Genomic DNA, 22,499 nt, shown 5'->3' on the forward strand with positions numbered 1-22,499 from the left:
TCCATTTTCAAAGCTATCGAAAATCTGTAATACATATTGTAAGCAGTAAAACAAATAAAAAAGAACGGATTCTCGTCATAAATAAATTATCATTTCATACAACATTGTGAACAAATACATATACAAATCTAACATTATAAAATGGATGCTATTCGGTTCATAAAACATTTCATCTTTTATTGCATTTCAACTCATTCTTAATTATCCCCCCCAAAAAAAACCGCCCATAATAGAGCGGTTAAAATCTTTTCTAATCATGTTTGACCTGAGTAACAAGAACCTTATCAATTCTTGCCCCGTCCATATCAACTACTTCGAAATTAAATCCATTCCATTGCAGAGTCTCCCCACTTTGAGGTACATGCTGCAGGTGTTGTAATATAAGTCCTCCAAGGGTATGGAAATCTGATTTTTCAAACAATTCAGGACGGTTGAAATAATTAAGGAAGTCGTACATAGGACACTGTCCGTCAACCAACCACCCGTCGTTATTTACTCTCTTGATAATGTCTGGTTCATCATCGGCTTCATCTACATTTCCTACCAGTCCTTCAAGAATATCTTTCAATGTAATAATACCAGTACATGCCCCAAATTCATCACATACAAGAGCCCGGCTTATCTTCTTCATCTTCATTTGCTCAAGCACCTTATATACATTCATGTTTTCATGGAAGAACACCGCTTCCTGTGTCAAAGAAACAAGATTAAAATCATTTTCATGCAGATGCAAAACGAGATCTTTCAAATGAATAACACCTTTTACATGATCCAAATCACCATCAGCAATAGGATAGAATTCATAAAGATTGTCATTCACAATGCTTTTTACATCATCTACGGTCATATCTGTGTCCAGCCATACGATATCCGACTTATGCGTCATAATAGAGCTTACCTTCAAATCGCCCAAAAGAAATACCCTCTGCATGATATCCTGCTCAACCGGTTGCACCTCACCGTCTTCGGCTCCCTCTTTAATAATAGACTTGATTTCTTCTTCTGTCACCTTATTATCCTCCTCTTTTACTCCAAGAAGATTGAAGATAACCTCAGTGCTTTTTGCTAGCAACCAAACGAAAGGAAGAGCTATTACAGAAAGTATGTTCATCGGCTGAGCCATTACCTTTGCAGCCTTTTCAGCCATACTCATACCTATACGCTTAGGAACAAGTTCACCGAATATAATAGTAAGATATGTAACCACTACAACGATAACACCCTGAGCCAAACCGAAGGCGTATGTAGAAGATACTCCCCATGATTTCATAGCTTCTGTAAGATCGACTGCAATCTGATTTCCGGAATAGATACCGGTAAGGATTCCGATAAGAGTAATACCAATCTGTACGGTAGAAAGGAACCTGTCCGGTTCATTTGCGAGTTTTAGAGCCGTTTTTGCCGATTTGTTTCCGTTTTTAGCGTCAGCGGAAAGACGTGATTTACGGGCTGATATGAGTGCCACCTCGGACATTGCGAAAACTCCATTAAGCAATATCAACCCGATGATAATAAAAATTTCGTTCATATATATATTAAATGTTTTCAACAGCAAAAATAATAGATTGTTCACGCTCAACACGAATTAATAACATTCTATTAGAAAGTTTTAACAATCTGTTTATCACTCATTTTAGGCAATACCTAAAAATGATTAGTAATACATACAAAAAACAGCATGAAATATACCTAAAAATTGCGATTGTGGGAAAATGCTCATGGCAGTAACTTTGCATCCGGAATTAAAAGATTAGAAAATATATTTATAAGGTATTAGTTTATGAGCAAAAAGCTGTGGAGTCAGTATTTTAAATTTGTGTTTCTTTTTGCCGCAATGACATTATGTATGACAGTCAAAGCGGAGGTACAGAAGATTATCTTATCCGGTATAGTAAAATCTACAGACAAGAGTCCTGTGGATTTTGCAACCGTCTATCTGAAGAACACCAACTTCGGATGTACTACTAATGAAAAAGGAGAATACAGACTTAACGCTCCTGCTGGAGAATACACACTTGTAGTTTCGGCCATAGGTTTCGAGACTTACGAAAAGAATGTTACAATAAGCAAACACCATCACCATAACAATCACAGAGTAATACTGAAACCGTCAGTAACAGAACTTGACGAAGTGGTTGTAGTGTCGAACGGTGTCAGTCGTCTCAAACGCTCGGCGTTCAATGCAGTGGCTGTAGATACAAAGGATATGAAGAACAGCACGAAGAGCCTTAGCGATGCACTGGCCAAAGCTCCGGGCATGAAGCTCAGGGAATCAGGTGGTGTAGGTTCGGACATGCAGATGATGCTCGACGGATTTAGCGGTAAACACGTAAAGATCTTTATAGACGGTGTTCCACAAGAAGGTGTTGGAAGCTCGTTCGGTCTCAACAATATTCCGGTAAATTTTGCCGAAAGAATAGAAGTATATAAAGGAGTGGTTCCGGTAGGGTTCGGTTCGGATGCCATAGGAGGGGTTATCAATATAGTTACAAACAAGAAAAGGCGTAACTGGTTCCTGGATGCTTCGTACTCATACGGTTCGTTCAATACACATAAATCGAATGTTCATTTTGGGCAGTCTTTGAAAAACGGATTTACCTATGAAATAAATGCTTTCCAAAACTATTCAGACAATAATTATTACATAGACGGTCCGATAAAGGATTTTGAAACAGGAAATATAAATGCCGGAACAGGCAGAGTGAAAAGATTCAATGACACTTATCACAACGAAGCTGTCATCGGGAAGATAGGTGTAGTGGACAAAATATGGGCAGACCGCCTTATGTTCGGATTTACCTATTCAAATATGTATCAGGACATACAGACAGGTGTACGTCAGAATATCGTCTATGGCGAAAAGCACAGAAAAGGACATTCGCTTATGCCTTCAGTGGAATACAGTAAAAGAGACCTTATTATTAAAGGACTTGAACTGATGATAACAGGTAACTACAACAGAAATACTACTTATAATGTAGACACTGCAGCATACGAATACAACTGGCTAGGCGACAAGAAACTAATGAATACCCGTGGAGAACAGTCGTATCAATATTCGCGTGCAGACAATGATAACTGGAACAATACAGTAACACTGAACTACAGAATAGGTAAGGCACATTTCATTACATTTAATAATGTGTTCAATGCATTCAGACGCGAAAACACTTCTCTACTAACCAAAGAAGAACAGACCGACCCTATAGACAAACGTACAAGGAAAAACATCAGCGGACTGTCATACAGACTTATGATGTCGGAAAGATGGAACTTTTCAGCTTTTGCAAAACAATATTTACAGTATGTATCAGGTCCGCAAGCCACAGATGCTAATAATTCAGACTTTGTGCGTACAGACAGAAAAGTCAGTTCAACCGGTTATGGAGCAGCTGGTACATTCTTCGTAATGCCGGCATTGCAGGTTAAACTGTCATACGAAAAAGCCTATCGTCTGCCTACCATTGAGGAAATGTTCGGTGATGAAGACTTAGAAATGGGTGATATAAGTATCCGTCCGGAAAACAGTGACAACATAAATCTGAATATCAGCTATAACAAGGCTTTTGGCAAACATAGTGTTTATCTGGAAGGAGGACTTATATATCGCGATACCAAAGACTATATACAGAGAAATATCGCAGACCTTAGCGGTGGTAAGATGGCTGCTACGTATATCAACTACGGAAAAGTCCTTACCAAAGGAATAAACGCTTCTGTAAGATACGGTTTCAGCAATTGGCTGAGTATCGGAGGGAATTTCACCCGAATGGATGTAAGGGACAATCAGAAAATGGCAATAGGTACCAACCAGCCTAATCTGGCTTATAAGGAACGCATGCCCAACATACCTTACATGTTTGCCGATTCGGATATAAACCTCTATTGGCACAACCTGTTTGAGAAAGGCAACACGCTGACCTTTACATACGACAACCAGTATCTGCACAGCTTTTCATACTATTCGCAAGTGATAGGCTCAAGCAGCGACTACATTGTTCCAAACCAGTTTTCGCACAACATCAGTCTTTCGTACAGCATGAAGAAAGGAAGATATAACATTTCCTTCGAATGCCGTAATCTGACAGACGAAAAACTGTACGACAATTTTAGTTTACAGAAAGCAGGAAGAGCATTCTACGGAAAAGTAAGAGTATATTTTGGTAAATAAAATAATACAATCTAAAATGAGCAAAAAAATGAGTAAAAAAAATTTTATCAGAAACATGGCCATATTACTTGGCGTAGCAGTATCTGCAACTTCATGCAGCGAGGAGACAGTTGACAACAACAATAATAACAACAATACAGACCAAAAAGGTCAATATGTAATAGCTGCATCGGTCACAGCATCCGGAAATACCACTAACGTACTTCTTACAGCCTCATCGCTAGACGAAGGAACTGTTTCAACCAAAAACAACGGACTTGTTAACGACGGAGCTACACAGTGGATATACTATAACAACCAGTATCTTTACGGGCTGGCATACAACCAAGGTAATGCGGGGGTCACAACATCATTCATCCTTGACGCAAACAATAATATTAAAAAGAGAAACGGAGAATTTGCCATAAGACGTTTTACTACTTTTGGCACATACGGAAAGTATATCATGACTACTTCTACCGGCGACGGACCTACAGAATGGAACGATGAAAACGGTTATACACCGAAATCATTCCTCATTTCTTATTTGGATGCCGCAGGAGAAATTTATACAACTAACGATACTCAAAACGAAAAATATCTGTCAGAAAACTTCCTTGGCAACGGAGAGTATGTCACATTAGCAGGTCTTCTTGAAAATAACGGCAAAATATTTTCTGCAGCCATTCCTATGGGACTGAGCCAGTATGGAACAAAATTTGAGAATGGGAAATGGGTTTTGCAAGGCAATGAGGATTTGATAAAGACAGAAGAAGGCGGTAGCGGTAGCAGCTCATACAAGAAAGATGAACTGCAATGGACCCAATACCCGAATGAATGTCACATAGCAATATTCAGTGACGAGACTCTCACAGAAAAGAAAATCATAACGACAGACAAGATAAGCTATGCAGCCGGAAGAATGAAATCGCAGTACTATCAGATGGTATGGAGTGCAGGCAACGGTGATATTTACGTATTCTCACCAAGTTATGCCAAAACGATGAAAGACAGCCGCCAGCAGACTACACTGCCTGCCGGAGTTGTGAGAATTCCTGCCGGAACAGAAGCTTTTGACGATTATTACTGCAATATAGAAGAGAAAACAGACGGAAAATCATTCATGCGCTGCTGGCCTATAGCTGACGACTATTTCCTTTTGCTCATGTACGACCGTCCATTCTCAGAAACAGGTTATACAGCAAACCAGCTTGCTATTTTCAAGGCTGAAGACAAGAATCTTACATACGTAACAGGCATGCCTTCGGACGTAAGCGGATTCGGAAACACTCCATACATAGAAAATGGAAAAGCTTATGTAGCAGTTACTACCACTTCCGGATATCCTGCCATCTATAAGATAGACCCTACTACAGGAGTTGCGACAAAAGGACTTACCGTAGAGGCGACTCAGCTTTCAGGTGTAGGAAGACTTAATGTAACAGAATAACATTGATAGCATTATAGGAGAGCTTCCATCTCCTATAATATTTTATTACAAAAAAATAAGAATGAAGAAAACATTACACAAGATACATCTCTGGCTTTCTATCCCATTGGGGCTGATAATCACTGTGATATGTTTCACCGGAGCCACACTTGTATTCGAACAGGATATCACACGTGCCCTAAACAAGAATCTTTATCAGGTGGAAGTGCCTCAGGGAAAAGAAAGACTTGCTCCTTCCGAAGTCATAAATATCGTACAGGACAGACACGGCGAAATGAAGATTTCATCCGTAAGCATCCCTAAAGCTGCAGATGCTACATATCAGATAAGCTTCAGCAACGGAGGAAAGAAAGTCCTGTTCGTCAATCCTTACACAGGCGAAAGCATAGGATGGTCGAAATCATATCCTTTCTTTCAGACAATGAGGAAACTCCACAGATGGTTTCTTGATGTTCCTAAAAGTAAAGGCAGCATGTCAACCGGTAGACTTATAGTGGGTATTTCTACAATAGCCATGACAATAATCCTCATAAGCGGACTGGTGATATGGTTTCCACGTACACGCAAAGCTCTGAAGAACAGACTTACAGTGGCTTGCTGCAAAGGTACAAGACGACTGATGTACGATTCGCACGTAGCGCTCGGTTTCTATGCCACAATATTCCTACTGATTATGGCACTGACCGGACCTACATGGTCATTCGGATGGTATAGGGAAGCCGCGTGCTCACTCCTTGGAGCCGAGCCTCAAGCACAGAGCCAACAAGCCGGGCACGGACACAGTCACGGGCATGATGACAAAAAAGATAGCGGCAAGACAGAACCCAGACAGGAAAATACCATAGCATACGACGCAGCCTTGAAAGAGATACAAAGTCTCTATTCTGAATATAACTATATCAAGCTGAGCAAAAACGAGGCAACCGTATCACTGAACAAAAACGGATACAGGAGTAAGTCGGACAATGTAAAGTTCAACCCAAAGACCGGACAAATAACCGAAATCAGGAAATTCGAAGATAACAGTGTGAGACAGAACCTCAGAGGACTGATATATTCGCTGCACGTAGGAACATGGGGCGGTCCTGTTACCAAAATCCTATATTTCCTGGCTGCACTGATAGGTGCCACTCTCCCACTGACCGGATACTATCTTTGGCTTAAAAAGAAGATGAGATAACAAAACTCCTAACATCAAATCAGAAAGTTAGTAACGAGCTAACATATTCTATAAATATAACTTGTGTTTATATAAATCACAGTGTGGTTTGTATAAACACAAGTTGTATTTTTATAAACCACACTGTGGTTTATAGAAAATAAGCTGAAGAAAATACTTTTTCGACGACACTATTTAAATATAAAACCGTACAAGGTGTTCGTTTTCGGACACCTTATTTTTTCGTCTTTCACTGATAATCAACGGATTAATATTTTGGCACACATCTTGCATAATAAAAAGCGTCATAACGAACAATTTTATTCAAAACAGATTATTATGGATAGAGAAATACCCAAAGATGTACTAAAAAAAGAACGTAATAGACGAATATTAAAATATGGAGGTATAGGAGGTGGTTGCATAGCCCTCATCCTAATACTGTTTTCCCTGATGCGCAGCAGCGTGAAAGAAAAAGACCTGGTATTCTCGGAAGTAAGCAAAGGTACTATAGAAGTTAGTGTCAGCGCTTCTGGAAAGGTGGTCCCCGCATTCGAGGAAATTATCAACTCCCCTATCAACACACGTATATTGGAAGTATATAAGAAAGGTGGAGACAGCGTAAATGTAGGTACGCCTATTATGAAACTAGATCTGCAGAGCGCAAAGACAGAATACGACAAACTGCTGGATGAGGAACAGATGAAACGCTATCAACTGGAACAGCTGAAAGTGAACAACAGTACTTATCTGAGTGACCTTGAAATGAAAGTAAAGGTGGCTGAAATGAAACTGAACCGCATGAAGGTGGAACTAAGGAACGAACGTTATCTTGACAGTCTGGGTTCGGGTACTATGGACAGGGTTCATCAGGCAGAACTGAATTTCGAAACAGGAAAGCTGGAACTGGAACAGCTGCACCAACAGCTCGCCAATGAACGAAAGGTCAAGGCCGCCGACCTGAAGGTAAAACAACTGGAATATGAGATTTTCCTTAAAGGACTTGCCGAGACAAAACGTACGCTTGACGAGGCACAGATACGCTCGCCACGCAAGGCTATTCTGACGTATATCAACAATCAGATTGGAGCTCAGGTAAACGAAGGTTCGCGTATAGCAGTGATTTCCGATTTGAGCCATTTCAAGGTTGAAGGTGAGATAGCCGACACTTATGGTGACCGTGTTGCAGCCGGCGGAAAGGCCGTCGTAAAAATAGGCAGTGAGAAACTTGAGGGACAGGTGAGCAGTGTGACACCGCTTTCAAAGAACGGAGTCATTTCATTTACCGTTCAACTGGAAGACGACAGTAACCGCCGTCTGCGTTCCGGATTGAAAACAGATGTGTATGTGATGAATGCCGTAAAGGAAGATGTGTTGCGCATTGCCAATTCAAGCTATTACGTCGGACGCGGCGATTATCAGCTTTTTGTACTTGACGGTTCAGATGAGCTGGTAAAACGAAAGGTCCGTCTGGGAGATTCCAATTTCGAATATGTGGAAGTGGTATCAGGACTTCAGCCCGGTGACAGAGTTGTTATAAGCGACATGAGTCAGTATAAAAACAAGAACAAGTTGAAACTAAGAAAATAAATACAGCGATAAGTATGATAAGGAATTACTTCAGACAAGCATGGACACTTGTCAGACAACACAAACTTTTTACCGGTATATACGTGGTGGGTACTGGTCTGTCCATTGCGTTAGTGATGACTCTCTTCATTATCTTCTACGTAAAGTTCGGTCCTGTCTATCCTGAATACAACCGTAATAGGACACTCGTTGTCAAACCGATAAAACGCTACCCGAAGGGCAAGCCCGAAAACTGGACTATCAACGGTGGTATGGCTTATTATGTGATTGATGAAATGCTTGCAAACCTGCCCCATGTAGAATTTGTAGCCGGTAGTATGTTTGATTCTTGGGAAAACTATCAGGTGTCTGCTACGGGTGTAAAGCCATTCAAGGCAGTTCCACGTTTTGCCAACGAAGACTTTTGGAAACTCTTTTCTTTCCGTTTCATCGAAGGCCACCCTTTTACACAGGAAGATGTTGAAGCCAAGTCACCGGTAGCCGTCCTTAGCGAATCACTGGCCAGACGTCTGTTTGCTACGGTCGAGGGAGTAACGGGACGCCATTTCTGTTTCAATGGACGTGATTACCGTGTGTGTGGCGTGGTACAGGACGTATCCAATGCTACACCAGAAACGGTGGGCGATCTTTGGCTGCCATTGCTCAATGCACAATACATCCAAAAAGAGTTGGACCGTATGGGATTGCTGGGTAATGTGTACGCTTACCTGTTGGTTGACGATAAGGCGAATATTGAAAAGGTACGTAGTGAGGTACAAGATGTGTTCCGCCGGTATTCACAGCAGGACAAAGACTATGAATACGACCTGATGGGACAACCGGACATATATTGGCTCAGCACCTTCCGTCAGGATTTGGATAAGGTTCCGGACATGATGGATCTGGCTAAAGATTTTCTTTATATCCTGCTGGCTTTACTTTTCATTCCGGCATTGAACTTGAGTGGAATGATTTCTTCGCGAATGGATAGCCGTATTTCAGAATTGGGTCTCCGCAAGGCATACGGAGCTACCCGTCGATGTTTGTTGGAGCAGGTGCTTTGCGAGAATCTATTATTGACCTTATTGGGAGGACTGGTTGGACTGGTATTCTCATATTTGATTGTATTGACGGCCAGCGACTGGATTCTGACACTATTCGACAAGAACATTTACGATACCTCCCTTTCCACTTCGTTCACGGTAGAAATGTTGTTCAATCCTGCGGTATTCGGCATTGCCTTGGCCGTGTGCGTTGTGCTCAATGTGGTGTCGGCGCTTGTACCTGCTTTGTATGCGTTGCGACATACCATCACAGAATCGTTGAACTCGAAAAGATAAAATGTCATGATACGAACTATTTTACACCAACTATGGAACCAGCGCCGTCAGAACGGCTGGATATTCTTGGAATTGCTGGTTGTCAGTTTTTTCTTGTGGACAGTTATCGATCCTATCTATGTATTGACCGCCAACCGTGCTATCGACCGTGGCTATAATCCCGAAGGACTTTATGTGGTGAACATCGGCATGTACGACGCGACGAACGGGAACTTCAATCCCGATATGGCTTCCGACTCTATGAATCTGGTGGCTTACCATCGTATCGCCCGCATAGTGCGTGAGCAGCCTGAGGTAGAGTGCTGGTCCATTTCCGCTAACCAAAGTTTTCCTAACAGCAACTCGTGGAGCGGAACACAAGTTTTTGCCGATACCGCCTCTTTACACAAAAAAGAAGGCTACGTACATTCCCAGTGGTACAATTTCATAACACTTGATGGCAGCAATATGCTCCGTACCTACGGCATGAAAGATGTCCGTACGGGCGATGATATCCGGTTACCCGAACAGACTCAAGGAAAAGTCTTCATATCTGAACTGTTAGCCCTACGTCTATTTGGTACGGCAGATGCAGTTGGGAAAAAAGTTTATGAGGACGATGAACCTTCGGAAGTGGCAGGTGTATTCCGTGACTTCAAGCACCGTGATTACGAACAGCCTTATCCGCTCATTGTCCACATGTATGATGATATGCACGGAAGTCCTTATATGGCGTGGATGTATCCTTTTGTCATCCGTCTGAAATCAGGTGTGGACGAATCAGCCTTCATACAGCGTTTCCAGCAGGAAGTGGGGTCTCAACTATCCATTGGCAATTTCTATTTTGAAAGTCTGAAAAAATTTTCAGACATGAGTGAGGCCTATGCGATGGCAAGCGGCGTAACCAACAAGCTCCGCCTGCAATATGCCTTGACTGGTTTCGCCCTGCTTTGCATCTTCTTGGGTATGGTGGGAACCTTCTGGATTCGTAGCAATGCCCGTCGGGAAGAGATAGGTGTTATGCGTAGTATAGGAGCATCGCAAAGGTGTATTGTGCGACAATTCCTTATCGAAGCATGGTTATTATTGACAACAGCTTTCGTGCTGGTCATTCCTTTCTTGCTTTATCATGCACAAACCAACGGACTATATGCAGTGGAAATGAACCGTTATTTCGTACCGAATCCTGAATACTGGCAGAACCGCTTCGGCTTCCACTTCTCAATAGTTCTGATAATCAGTTATCTGATATTGCTGATAATAGCGCTGATAGGGACATATATTCCGGTTGTACGGGCTGCACGCACTTTGCCGGCCGATGCTTTGAGAAACGAATAAAGATTTATAATAAAAAAACATATAACTAACAATTAAATTATAACAGACTATGAACATGATTGAACTGACAGGGATCAACAAGATTTACCGTACTAACGAAATAGAGACACAGGCTTTGGAAAATGTAAACCTGAATGTGGAAAAAGGTGAGTTTCTCAGTATTATGGGGCCTTCCGGTTGTGGAAAATCAACATTGCTGAACATTATGGGACTGCTGGATGCTCCTACAAGCGGAACTATTAAAATAGCAGGAACAGTAGTAGAAGGGATGAAAGACAAGGAACTGGCTGCTTTCCGTAATAAGAACCTGGGATTTGTGTTCCAGTCGTTCCATCTTATCAATTCATTGAATGTGATTGACAATGTGGAACTTCCACTTCTGTACAGAAACGTATCGGCAAAAGAACGCAGACAACTGGCAGAAGAGGTTCTGAAGAAGGTAGGACTGAGCCACCGTATGCGACACATGCCTTCACAACTATCCGGCGGTCAGTGCCAGCGTGTTGCGATAGCACGCGCAATTATCGGAAATCCGGAAATCATACTTGCCGACGAACCGACTGGTAATCTGGATTCAAAAATGGGTGCTGAAGTTATGGAACTGCTGCATCAGCTCAATAAAGAAGACGGACGCACGATAGTAATGGTTACACACAACGAAGAACAGGCCAAACAGACTTCAAGAACAGTACGTTTCTTCGACGGACGTCAGATAGGATAAAATATCAAGAAACTTCTATATGATAAAAACATACTTTAAACAAGCCATTGAATTGATGAGGCAGGACCGCCTCTTCAGTACTCTTTACATTACAGGAACAGGCCTTGCCATTGCAATGACGGTTATCATGGCTGTGATTTACTATGTAAAGCTGGCACCGGTGTATCCAGAAGAAAACCGAAGCAACACTTTATATTTAACCAATGCCTTGTTTCATTCGGAAAAAGAGAAGTCCAACTTGAATGCAGGCCTAAGTTATCGTGCATTACAGGAATGGATATATACTCTAAAAAACGTTGTAGCGGTTTCAGCCCATTTGGGAAGCGGAATGTCTGGAGCCGGATATATCCAGCCAGCCGACCGTAGCGGTGATTTTCGTCCGGCATTAAAGCTGGTAGATCCTGCTTTCTTCCGTATCTACCCATTACGTTTTGTAGATGGCAATCCATTCACTGATTCAGATTTGGAAAGCGGCATACGTACAGCTGTCATATCGGATGATCTAGCCCGACGACTTTTCGGAAGCACAGATGAAGTAGTGGGACGTTCGTTCACACTTGACTATATTGACTATCGTGTGTGTGGAGTAGTCCATGGAGCAAGCTACCTTACAAATGAATCGTACGCACAGGTATATCTTCCCTACTCGGTTATTCCGAATTATAAGAAGCCACTCACCGAAAGGTTTCCTTATTGCGGTCAATATAACATTACTTTCCTTGTTAAAGATGATACTCAGGCTGATGCCCTACGTACCGAAATAAAGGAACTGACAAGGCGTGTAAACCTGGAATACAAGGATTCCTGGAGTATAGATTTGTGGGAACAACCCACTTCACATTTTATAAGTGTTTTTCAGGAAATTCCATCAGATGTCAGATTCAGTTTCTGGAAATCGGCAGGATATCTTATAGTCGTAGTATTGGTACTGTTGTTGGTACCTGCCCTGAACCTGAGCGGACTCATTGCCAGCCGTATGGAAAGCCGTCTGCCGGAGATGGGTGTCCGCAAGTCATTCGGAGCCAACAAAGGCGCACTTCTGTCGCAGGTTATGTGGGAAAATCTCTTCCTTACCATAGCAGGCGGCATTATAGGACTGATAGTGGCATGGACAACCGTCTATCTGGGACGTGAATGGATTTTCACCCTACTCAGCGACTGGCCGACAGCCACTCCTGAAGGTGCAAATCTATATGTGTCCGGCGAAATGCTTTTCGCACCTGCAGTGTTTGGCATAGCCTTTCTGCTCTGCCTTTTGCTGAACCTTCTGTCAGCATTACTCCCGGCATGGATGTCGCTCCGTAAACCTATTGTATATTCTCTTTACGAAAAAAGATAATATTATGCTAAAACTTATACTTAAGAACTTATGGTCCCGTCGCCGTAACAACGGTTGGCTTATGGCTGAACTGATATTGGTAGCTGTACTTTCATGGATTATATTCGACCCTGTCATTGTTGTTACATACGACCGTCAACGTCCACTTGGTTATGATGCAGATCGGCTATGCATGGTGTCAGTAGCCATGCTCCAGCCACAAGCCCCAGGCTATGATACCCAAGGCGCGGATTCTGCTTCTCTGATGCAAGCATACATGAATATTGTTGAACGTACACGGCAGCATCCGGATGTAAAGAATGCCACTCCTATGGTTTCTTTCGCATATCCATGCTCAATAGGAAGCAGTAGCTCAGTTCTGACAGCAGAAGGTGATTCTACAGATTTCAACATCATGAATATTTACTTCTGGCCACATACCGATTTCTTTGAGACATACGGTTTCAAGCGTGGAGAAGGCAGCATGACAGTGAACCAACTTTCCGACTATACTTATAATGAGTCCGATATAATACTGACAGAGGATGCTTTGGAAGGCATGTTTCACACCAATACCTATAACAGGCAGCGCTGTTGGGAGGCAGAGGGAAAAGATACCATCTATATGTCTGTTGTGGGTACTGTAAAACCTTTCAAATATGCCAATGACCTTCGTCCTTTGCCGACTGTATTCATTCCAGAAAGTCATCCCGACATTCTTGATAATCTGGAAGATATGCATATTGTGGTCCGTATAAAAGAAGGAGTCAGCATGGAACGCTTCCTTCATGATTTCAAGCCATGGATGCTTCGTGAGATGCGGGCGGGCAATCTTTATGCACGCGACCTTCAGTCGTATGACGACCTTATTGCGGACAGCGAGTTTTACAGCAGCACTTCACTATATCGCCGAAATCTGAGTGTAGCGATGTTCTTCCTTATAAATCTTTGCCTCGGTGTAATAGGTACTTTCTGGCTACAGACACGTACACGCCGCGAAGAAATTGGGGTAATGCTGTCGTATGGAGCTACACCACACAACATCCGTATGCTACTGCTTGGTGAAGGTACGGCACTGACAACCATAGCTACATTTATAGGATGCATAATATATATGCAATATGGTCTCAGTGAAGGGCTACATGAGGTAAGCAGCTATATCAATGTCATGACACAGCCTTGTTGGATTGACAATTTCGGGCAACACTTCCTTATAGTGTCATTCATCATCTATATCATTCTGCTTCTGGTAGTACTGACAGGTATCTATATTCCGGCACACCGGATAAGTAATATTGCCCCGACTGAAGCTTTGAGAGACGAATGAAACAATAATTGTAAAAAACAAAACAGAATTTGAATAATGATTAAACAATATTTTAAACAGGCGGTATGGCATCTTCGTGAAAATCCGGTCATCAGCTGGATTTCCATACTTGGTACAGCACTTTCCATCTGTATGATTATGGTGATTGTCATTACTATACGGGCACGTATAGCCGATTGTGAACCGGAAATTAACAGAAGTCGCTCATTATACGTTCCAAATATGTCTTATCGTGCCAAAGGAGACACCAGTGGCAGTTCGGCAAACTCGCGAATGTCTGTACAAACAGGTCGCGAGTGTTTCAAGGCACTGACTACGGCAGAAAGTGTCACACTAATTTCACAACCCAGCAAGGTCAGGGCCTCACTGCCAGCCGGTGCCAAGATGACTGCAGATATGGTACAGACAGACGACGCCTTCTGGAAGGTATTCAGTTTCCGTTTTATTGACGGGAAACCCTTCACTGAAGCCGATTTAAACAGCGGATTGCCAAAGGCAGTAATAACCGTGTCCGTAGCACGACATCTGTTCGGACACACCAATGCAACAGGGCAACATCTGGAATTAAACCATGTGGATTTCCAAGTATGCGGCGTAGTAGCAGATGTCTCTACACTGGCAACTGAAGCTTACGCCCAAGTATGGATACCTTACACTGCCGGCAATGCAGAAGCAGAATCATGGGGATATAACCTTATGGGCAAGATGAAAGCAGTTATTCTGGCACATGACAAAGACGATTTTCCTGCCATCCGCAAAGAATGTGAACGTTTGAGACAGAAATACAATGACGCACAGGACGGTGTGGAAGTATTTTATCGCGGACAGCCGGATACACAATTCGTACATCTGTACCGTTCATGGTCGGAAGTTCCGGATATACAGGAAGTTATCATACGATATATAACAGTTATACTGGTTCTGCTTGTAGTACCTGCAATTAACCTGAGTAGCATGACACTATCACGTATGCGCCGGAGAATGGCAGAAATAGGAGTACGCAAAGCTTTTGGAGCCACTAAAAATGAATTGCTATGGCAAGTATTCGTAGAAAATTTGACACTCACCTGTCTGGCTGGTATTCTAGGATTAGCATTAAGTTACGCGGCAACTTTCGTGTTGAATGATTTTCTTTTCGGAAATTCCACCAACGCATATTTCACCGGAGAAACAACTCTCACTGCTGGAACTTTGCTCAGCCCGTGGATATTCCTGATTGCCTTTGCATTCTGTCTGCTGATGAATATGCTCAGTGCAGGAATTCCGGCATGGCGCACGTCAAGAATGAACATTGTAGAAGCCATTAACGGACAGTTTTAAGCAAACCAGCCTTAACACCTAAGTCAATTATCTGACTGATATTACTTTACTTACTTTAAAACTTAAAGAATGATTTATGAGAACTATATTCCGACAACTAAAAAATGAATGGCGAAGCAACTTCATGTTGGGAATTGAATTGCTGGTCGTATTCGTTATATTGTGGTATATCGTTGACTGGTGTTGCGTGACGGCGCGTGTCTATTTTTCACCTATGGGATTTGATACAGACCATTGCTATTGCCTGATGTTGAACCGCCTTACACCCAACTCAGCCCTTTACGATGCAGAACGTACTCCTGAAAATGATATTGACGATTTGCTGGAAATAGCAGAACGGTTACGGCATCGTCCGGGTGTGGAGGAAGTGGCAATATCGCAAAACAGTATTCCTTACGGAGACGGCAGCAACGGCATGACAGTATGTGTAGATACTGTAGAAATCAATGCCATGCGCCGCTGGGCACAACCGGACTTTATACGTTTGTTCCGTATCAAAGGTGTGGCTATTCAGGATATGAATGGAAAAACTGTCTATACAAATAGTTCAGATTCACTAGCTTCAGTTTTAAACCCCAATACCATCATTCTGTCACGTAACGTAACTAAAGCTTACGAGGAACTTAAATTACCGGATGCTACTCCATTACTGGGAGATCAGTTGCCATTATGGGTACCCGACAATGAATTCCGTATGCGTGTAGCCGGTATTGCAGAACCTTTACGCTGGAGTCATTTTGAAACTTCCGACCAATGGGGAGGCCCCTTCATCGCCACAGATCTTCCACGCAACGTAATGATAGAATTCGGAAATCCGGCCTACCTGCAATTAAGCGTGCGTGTAAAACCTGAAGCTGACCATAATTTTGTAGAAACACTTATGGATGATGCAGACAGACTATACAGAATCGGAAATGTATATATCCTTAATGTATTGCCATTTTCCGAATTACGCACCATTGAAGAAATAGAAGATGTAAACGAAGTCAAGTCCCAACTATGTATTTTGGGATTCCTGATGCTGAATATCTTCCTTGGTGTTACGGGTACATTCTGGTTCCGCACACAGCATCGCCGTAAAGAAGTTGCACTCCGTATGGCCATGGGAAGCACCCGTAAAGGTGTTTTCATACGCCTGATAAGTGAAGGACTACTTTTATTCACCATCGCAATGATACCTGCAGCATTAATCTCGCTGAATATCGGTTTCTCAGAACTGGTGGAAGTCAGACAATTACCGTTCGACACTATTCGTTTTCTGCAGGCATGGGCTTTCACAGTCCTGCTCATGGCTCTGATGATTGTTATGGGCATATGGTACCCAGCACGCCGGGCCATGAAGATACAACCCGCCGAAGCATTGCACGATGAATAAACATTATAAAGAATTCTATTATAAAGGATTTATGAAACGAACTGTTATACTTATTTGCTCTCTAATCTCTCTTAATATGGTGCTAGCAGCCGGAGAAACAGACTCTCCGGTGCAGCGACGCGCCATCTCACTTGACGAGGCTATCACATTGGCACGTGTACAGAGTGTGGATGCAGCCGTGGCTTTGAACGAACTGAAGACAGCCTATTGGGAATATCGTACGTTCCGTGCCGACCTGCTACCTGAAATAAACTTTTCAGCCAATCTGCCTTCATACAACAAAAACTACAATTCCTACCAGCAGGAGGACGGTTCATATACATTTGTCAGAAACAACTATATGCAGATGAACGGACAGCTTTCCATCGACCAGAACATCTGGTTTACGGGAGGTAAACTGTCATTGAACACTTCACTCGATTTTCTGCGTCAGATGGACGGAACAGTAGGAAACCGATTTATGTCCGTCCCTCTCGCACTTACTTTGAGCCAGCCTATTTTCGGAGTGAATAACATAAAGTGGAACCGCCGTATAGAGCCGGTACGCTATGCCGAAGCAAAAGCCGCTTTCCTAAGCGCAACCGAGGAAGTGACAATGACAACCATAAATCATTTCTTCAACCTGCTGCTGGCAAAGGAAAATGTAATGATAGCGCGTCAGAACCTTGCCAATGCCGAAAAACTTCACGAAGTGGCAAAGGCTAAACGACGTATGGGACAGATTAGCGAAAATGATCTGCTGCAACTGGAGCTGAATGTGCTCGATGCCCGTTCTACTCTGACTTCAAACGAAAGTTCGTTGAAGAGCTGTATGTTTACTCTCCGTTCTTTCCTCGCCCTAAGTGAGGACGAGGAACTCGAACCTATAGTCCCCGATTCAGTACCGGACGTGCGGTTAGACTATGATGACGTACTACAGAAAGCTCTAGCCAATAACTCTTTCGCCCACAACATCCGCCGCAGACAACTGGAAGCCGATTATGAAGTGGCAAAAGCAAAAGGGAATATGCGCGAAATTACTCTCTTCGCACAGGTCGGTTTCACCGGTACGGACAACCGTTTCGACAGCGCCTACCGCCGATTGAAAGACAATCAGGTAGTTGAAGTAGGATTCAAGATTCCAATACTGGACTGGGGAAAGCGTCGCGGACAAGTAAAAGTGGCACAAAGCAACCGTGAAGTGACAGAGAGCAAACTGCGTCAGGAATCCATGAACTTCAACCAGAATATATTTATACTGGTTGAGCAGTTCAACAACCAGCAGACACAGCTTCATCTGGCTGATGAGGCTGACCAGATAGCCAGAAAACGCTATCATACCAATGTAGAGACTTTCATGATAGGAAAGATTTCCACACTCGATCTGAACGACTCACAAAGCCAGAAGGATGAGGCACGCCGTAAGCATATCAACGAACTGTTTTATTACTGGTATTATTATTATCAGTTGCGCAGTCTGACACTTTGGGATTTCGCGACGAACACCGGAATTGATGCCGACTTTGAAAAGATTGTCAGAAAATAAAACCACAGATTAAAGGAATTATATTTACTTTTGCAGAGTTATGATACTGATAATTGATGATGATAGTGCAATACGTTCTTCGCTCAGTTTCATGCTGAAGCGGGCAAAGTACGATGTTCTGGCTGTTTCCGGTCCTAAAGAGGCTATAGAAACAGTCCGTTCCGTTACACCACAACTTATTTTGATGGATATGAATTTCAGTCTTTCCACCAATGGCGAGGAAGGACTGATACTGCTCAGGCAAGTCAAGCTGTTCTGCCCTGATGTTCCTGTAATATTGATGACAGCGTGGGGAAGTATCCCGCTGGCAGTACAGGGTATGCAGGCAGGAGCTTTCGACTTTATCACAAAGCCATGGAATAACGCCGCCCTGATGCAACGCATAGAAACAGCTCTGGAACTGACATCAAAAGACAAGTCTGCAGATACGGTTTTAACTGACGATGACGGATTCGACCGCAGCCATATCATAGGCAAGAGCAAGGCATTGCTTGATGTTCTTACTACAGTAAAAAGAGTGGCACGTACAGGTGCTTCGGTACTGGTAACAGGCGAAAGCGGAACAGGCAAGGAACTTATTGCCGAGGCCGTACATATGAACAGTCCGCGCAGGAACAAACCGTTTGTAAAAGTCAATCTTGGAGGTATCTCACAGACTCTTTTCGAAAGTGAGATGTTCGGACATAAGAAAGGAGCATTCACCGATGCCGTGACGGACCGTAAAGGACGTTTTGAACTGGCAGACAAGGGTACAATCTTCCTCGATGAAATAGGAGAGCTGGATCTGTCATGTCAGGTCAAGTTGCTACGTGTCCTGCAGGAGCAGACATTCGAACCTCTTGGCGAAAGCCGCCCGCGGAAAGTAGATGTGAGAGTGGTTTGCGCCACGAATGCCAACCTCGAACAGATGGTACGTGAACACACATTCCGCGAAGATCTTTTCTATCGTATAAATCTGATAACGGTACATCTTCCGGCATTGCGCGAACGAAGGGAAGATATTCCATTGCTTGCACGTCATTTTGCCGACAGCCGTTGCAAAGCCGACGGACTTTCTCCAGTTGAATTGACTGACGATGCTTTGGATTATCTGAGCCATCTGCCCTACCCCGGAAACATACGTGAACTGAAAAATCTGGTAGAACGTACATTGCTGGTATGCGGCAAACAGCTGCTTACAGCAGATGACTTCAAGGCACAGTATCATCCGGCTTCTACCACATCGGTAACTGAAAACCTGCAAGGTCTGACATTGGAGGAACTGGAGAAACGTACCATCATGCAGGCACTTGAAGCACACGGCAATAATCTTTCGCAAGTTGCCCTCTCATTAGGTATCAGCCGCGCGGCCCTATACCGCCGTCTGGAAAAATACGGCATTTCGTTCAACGACTAAATCAAATAAGGATGAAACTGAAAAACCTGTTCTTTCTGCTGGCTATATTACTGATGTTCGCATGGGGAATCCTGTTCTTCTTCACTTTAAAAGAAAAGGGAACACTCCACTATGTAGGTGAGGCAGTCATAACGCTCAGCCTTATTGTTCTGGTTTATTTCTACCGCAAAGTGGTAAAACCTCTGGACAGTATAGCCAACGGAATGGATTTGCTTCGCGAACAGGATTTCAGCAGCCGTCTTGCCCCGGTAAAACAGGCTGAAGCAGACCGTATAGTAGATATGTTCAACAGGATGATGGATCAGTTGAAAAACGAACGGCTAAGACTCCGCGAACAGAATTACTTCCTTGATTTGCTCATTAATGTTTCTCCGATGGGAGTTATCATACTCGATTTCGACGGAAAGATTTCCATGATTAATGCTGCCGCACTACGCTTTCTGGGATACACATCGGCAAACGAACTGACAGGAAAAGAGTTCAAGAACCTGGAATGTCCGCTGGCTGAAGAGATAGACCGGTTGCCCAAAGATACAACAGACACTATCCGCCTGAGCGACTCTATGATTTACCGCTGCTCACGGCTTTCGTTTGTTGACAGAGGATTTGCACACCCCTTTGTTCTGATAGAAAGTCTGACTGACGAAGTAGTTAAAGCCGAAAAGAAGGCATACGAGAAGGTTATCCGCATGATTGCCCATGAGGTAAACAATACCACGGCAGGTATTACTTCCACGCTGGAAACAGCAAGCGAGGCACTGAAAGAGATGGAAGATACGGAAGACATACAGGAAGTTATGAAGGTATGTGTGGAGCGTTGTTATGGAATGAGCAGCTTTATAACAAATTTTGCAAATGTAGTAAAGATACCGGAGCCAAATCTTGAACAGGTAAGGCTGAACGACAGAGTTTCCGCCTGCCGCATGTTTATGGAGACTATCTGCCGCGACCGTAAAATAACTCTCCACAACGAGCTTTGTCCGGAAAATCCTGTTGTAAAAATAGATACAGTACTGTTTGAACAGGTACTGGTCAATATAATAAAGAATGCCGCTGAAAGTATCGGCGAGCATGGCGACATATACATCCGTACTACGGATTCACCCGTAACGCTAGAAATAGCAGATACAGGTAAAGGTATCAGCCGGGAAGTGGAAGCCAAACTTTTCAGTCCTTTCTTCTCCACAAAACCGAACGGCCAGGGTATCGGTCTGATATTCATCCGTGAAGTACTGACCAAACACGGATGTACTTTCTCCCTGCGTTCATATTCTGACGGACTGACCCGTTTCCGTATCTCTTTCCCAAATATACAATAAAAAATTAGTATAGCACAACATTGATACTATACTACTTCCATGTATAATCTGTTAAAATCAACCTTTTATAATCTCATCAATACGCTTGAGTTCAGCCTCATCGAACGATGTGTTGTTCAAAGCCTTGATATTATCGGATAACTGCTCCACAGAGCTTGCGCCTACTATCACGGATGTCACCTTATTATCCTTCAGCAACCATGCCAATGACATTTCGGCAAGAGTCTGTCCGCGTTCCAACGCAATACTGTTCAACTCAGATATCTTCGCCAACATCTCAGAAGTGAGCGCTTCTTTCTTCAGGAATCCACCTCTGGCAACTCTGGAGTCTTCGGGTATTCCATTCAGATATCTGTCTGTCAGCAAGCCTTGGGCAAGTGGAGAGAAAGCTATAAAGCCAACACCTGTATTAAAAGCTTCATCCAGAATACCTTCTTCCTCGGGCTCACGGTTAATAATATTATATCTGCCCTGATACAACAGACACGGTACTTTTTCAGACTTCAGATATTCGTATGCAAACCTGGCCTTATCGGCAGGATATTTCGATATACCGACGTATAATGCCTTGCCCATTCTTACTATATCCAAGAGCGCCTGCAATGTTTCCTCCAACGGAGTTTCAGGGTCATACCTGTGGGAATAGAAAATATCGACATATTCAAGGTTCATTCTTTTAAGACTCTGGTTAAGGCTGGCAAAAAGATATTTCCTCGAGCCCCACTCTCCGTATGGTCCGGACCACATATCATGTCCGGCCTTGGTAGAAATAAAGAGTTCGTCACGATACGGAGCGAATGATGTCTTCATTATATGTCCGAAGGTCTCTTCCGCCGAACCGTACGAAGGTCCGTAGTTATTGGCCAAATCTATATGGGTTATACCATTGTCGAAGGCAAAATGCAACTTTTTACGACTGTTTGACAATGTATCCACATCGCCAAAGTTATGCCACAATCCCAATGAAATCTCAGGGAGAAGAATTCCACTCTTACCGCATCTGCGATACTTCATCTTTCCTTCATATCTGTCGAGAGCTGCAGAATATACCGGTTCTATCATAATTATACTAGATTTATGTATTTAAGTTAATATGCTAAGTAAGTGATCTAAAATATTTTTATATTCAGCATAAATTATTAATATTGTCTCATGATATTTTAGACATTGAATCATGAAACATATAAAAGTGCTTGAATTGAGTGAGGCTGAT

16 protein-coding genes are annotated in these 22,499 nt (G+C 43.0%); 14 read left to right on the forward strand and 2 right to left on the reverse strand.

What is annotated here, in order from left to right; genetic code table 11:
* Positions 1–250 precede the first annotated feature (250 nt).
* The gene (locus OCV82_RS13450; RefSeq protein ID WP_154044876.1) at positions 251–1,528 is read right to left on the reverse strand and encodes a hemolysin family protein; all 1,278 of its coding nucleotides are present in this window, start codon (positions 1,526–1,528) and stop codon (positions 251–253) included.
* Positions 1,529–1,834: 306 nt separating this feature from the next.
* Here OCV82_RS13450 and OCV82_RS13455 point away from each other — a divergent pair, with 306 nt between their 5' ends.
* The 14 genes from OCV82_RS13455 (at position 1,835) to OCV82_RS13520 (ending at position 21,286) form a co-directional block, all read left to right on the forward strand.
* On the forward strand, positions 1,835–4,171 hold the full coding sequence (locus OCV82_RS13455) for a TonB-dependent receptor (RefSeq protein WP_154044890.1): 2,337 nt from the start codon (positions 1,835–1,837) through the stop codon (positions 4,169–4,171).
* Positions 4,172–4,199: 28 nt separating this feature from the next.
* Complete coding sequence (locus tag OCV82_RS13460) at positions 4,200–5,600, forward strand: DUF4374 domain-containing protein (RefSeq protein ID WP_262543720.1); 1,401 nt, start codon at positions 4,200–4,202, stop codon at positions 5,598–5,600.
* 61 nt (positions 5,601–5,661) lie between these two features.
* Complete coding sequence (locus OCV82_RS13465; protein WP_154044877.1) at positions 5,662–6,780, forward strand: PepSY-associated TM helix domain-containing protein; 1,119 nt, start codon at positions 5,662–5,664, stop codon at positions 6,778–6,780.
* 318 nt (positions 6,781–7,098) lie between these two features.
* Positions 7,099–8,349, forward strand: coding sequence for an efflux RND transporter periplasmic adaptor subunit (locus OCV82_RS13470; RefSeq protein WP_154044878.1), 1,251 nt, complete (start codon positions 7,099–7,101; stop codon positions 8,347–8,349).
* Between the two features lie 14 nt (positions 8,350–8,363).
* Complete coding sequence (locus OCV82_RS13475) at positions 8,364–9,668, forward strand: ABC transporter permease (protein WP_154044879.1); 1,305 nt, start codon at positions 8,364–8,366, stop codon at positions 9,666–9,668.
* A gap of 6 nt (positions 9,669–9,674) precedes the next feature.
* Positions 9,675–10,985, forward strand: a complete 1,311-nt coding sequence (locus OCV82_RS13480; protein WP_154044880.1) for an ABC transporter permease — start codon at positions 9,675–9,677, stop codon at positions 10,983–10,985.
* 55 nt (positions 10,986–11,040) lie between these two features.
* Entirely contained in the window at positions 11,041–11,706 is a 666-nt protein-coding gene (locus OCV82_RS13485) for an ABC transporter ATP-binding protein (protein WP_154044892.1), read from the forward strand.
* Positions 11,707–11,725: 19 nt separating this feature from the next.
* Entirely contained in the window at positions 11,726–13,045 is a 1,320-nt protein-coding gene (locus OCV82_RS13490; RefSeq protein WP_154044881.1) for an ABC transporter permease, read from the forward strand.
* 4 nt (positions 13,046–13,049) lie between these two features.
* Complete coding sequence (locus OCV82_RS13495; RefSeq protein WP_154044882.1) at positions 13,050–14,351, forward strand: ABC transporter permease; 1,302 nt, start codon at positions 13,050–13,052, stop codon at positions 14,349–14,351.
* Positions 14,352–14,387: 36 nt separating this feature from the next.
* Positions 14,388–15,671 (forward strand): ABC transporter permease, encoded by a 1,284-nt coding sequence (locus OCV82_RS13500; protein WP_154044883.1) that lies wholly within the window; start codon positions 14,388–14,390, stop codon positions 15,669–15,671.
* A 76-nt stretch (positions 15,672–15,747) separates the two neighbouring features.
* Complete coding sequence (locus OCV82_RS13505) at positions 15,748–17,046, forward strand: ABC transporter permease (RefSeq protein ID WP_154044884.1); 1,299 nt, start codon at positions 15,748–15,750, stop codon at positions 17,044–17,046.
* A gap of 76 nt (positions 17,047–17,122) precedes the next feature.
* Positions 17,123–18,571, forward strand: coding sequence for a TolC family protein (locus tag OCV82_RS13510; RefSeq protein ID WP_394802664.1), 1,449 nt, complete (start codon positions 17,123–17,125; stop codon positions 18,569–18,571).
* Positions 18,572–18,611: 40 nt separating this feature from the next.
* Positions 18,612–19,967 carry a sigma-54-dependent transcriptional regulator gene (locus OCV82_RS13515; protein WP_154044886.1) on the forward strand — a complete coding sequence of 452 codons (1,356 nt, stop codon included), beginning with the start codon at positions 18,612–18,614 and terminating at the stop codon, positions 19,965–19,967.
* 11 nt (positions 19,968–19,978) lie between these two features.
* Positions 19,979–21,286 (forward strand): sensor histidine kinase, encoded by a 1,308-nt coding sequence (locus tag OCV82_RS13520; RefSeq protein WP_154044887.1) that lies wholly within the window; start codon positions 19,979–19,981, stop codon positions 21,284–21,286.
* 57 nt (positions 21,287–21,343) lie between these two features.
* Here the strand turns inward: OCV82_RS13520 and OCV82_RS13525 are convergent, their stop codons facing one another.
* The gene (locus OCV82_RS13525; protein WP_154044888.1) at positions 21,344–22,348 is read right to left on the reverse strand and encodes an aldo/keto reductase; all 1,005 of its coding nucleotides are present in this window, start codon (positions 22,346–22,348) and stop codon (positions 21,344–21,346) included.
* Positions 22,349–22,499 lie beyond the last annotated feature (151 nt).

This window comes from Bacteroides cellulolyticus, assembly GCF_025567135.1.
GTDB classification, from domain to species: Bacteria; Bacteroidota; Bacteroidia; order Bacteroidales; family Bacteroidaceae; genus Phocaeicola; species Phocaeicola cellulolyticus.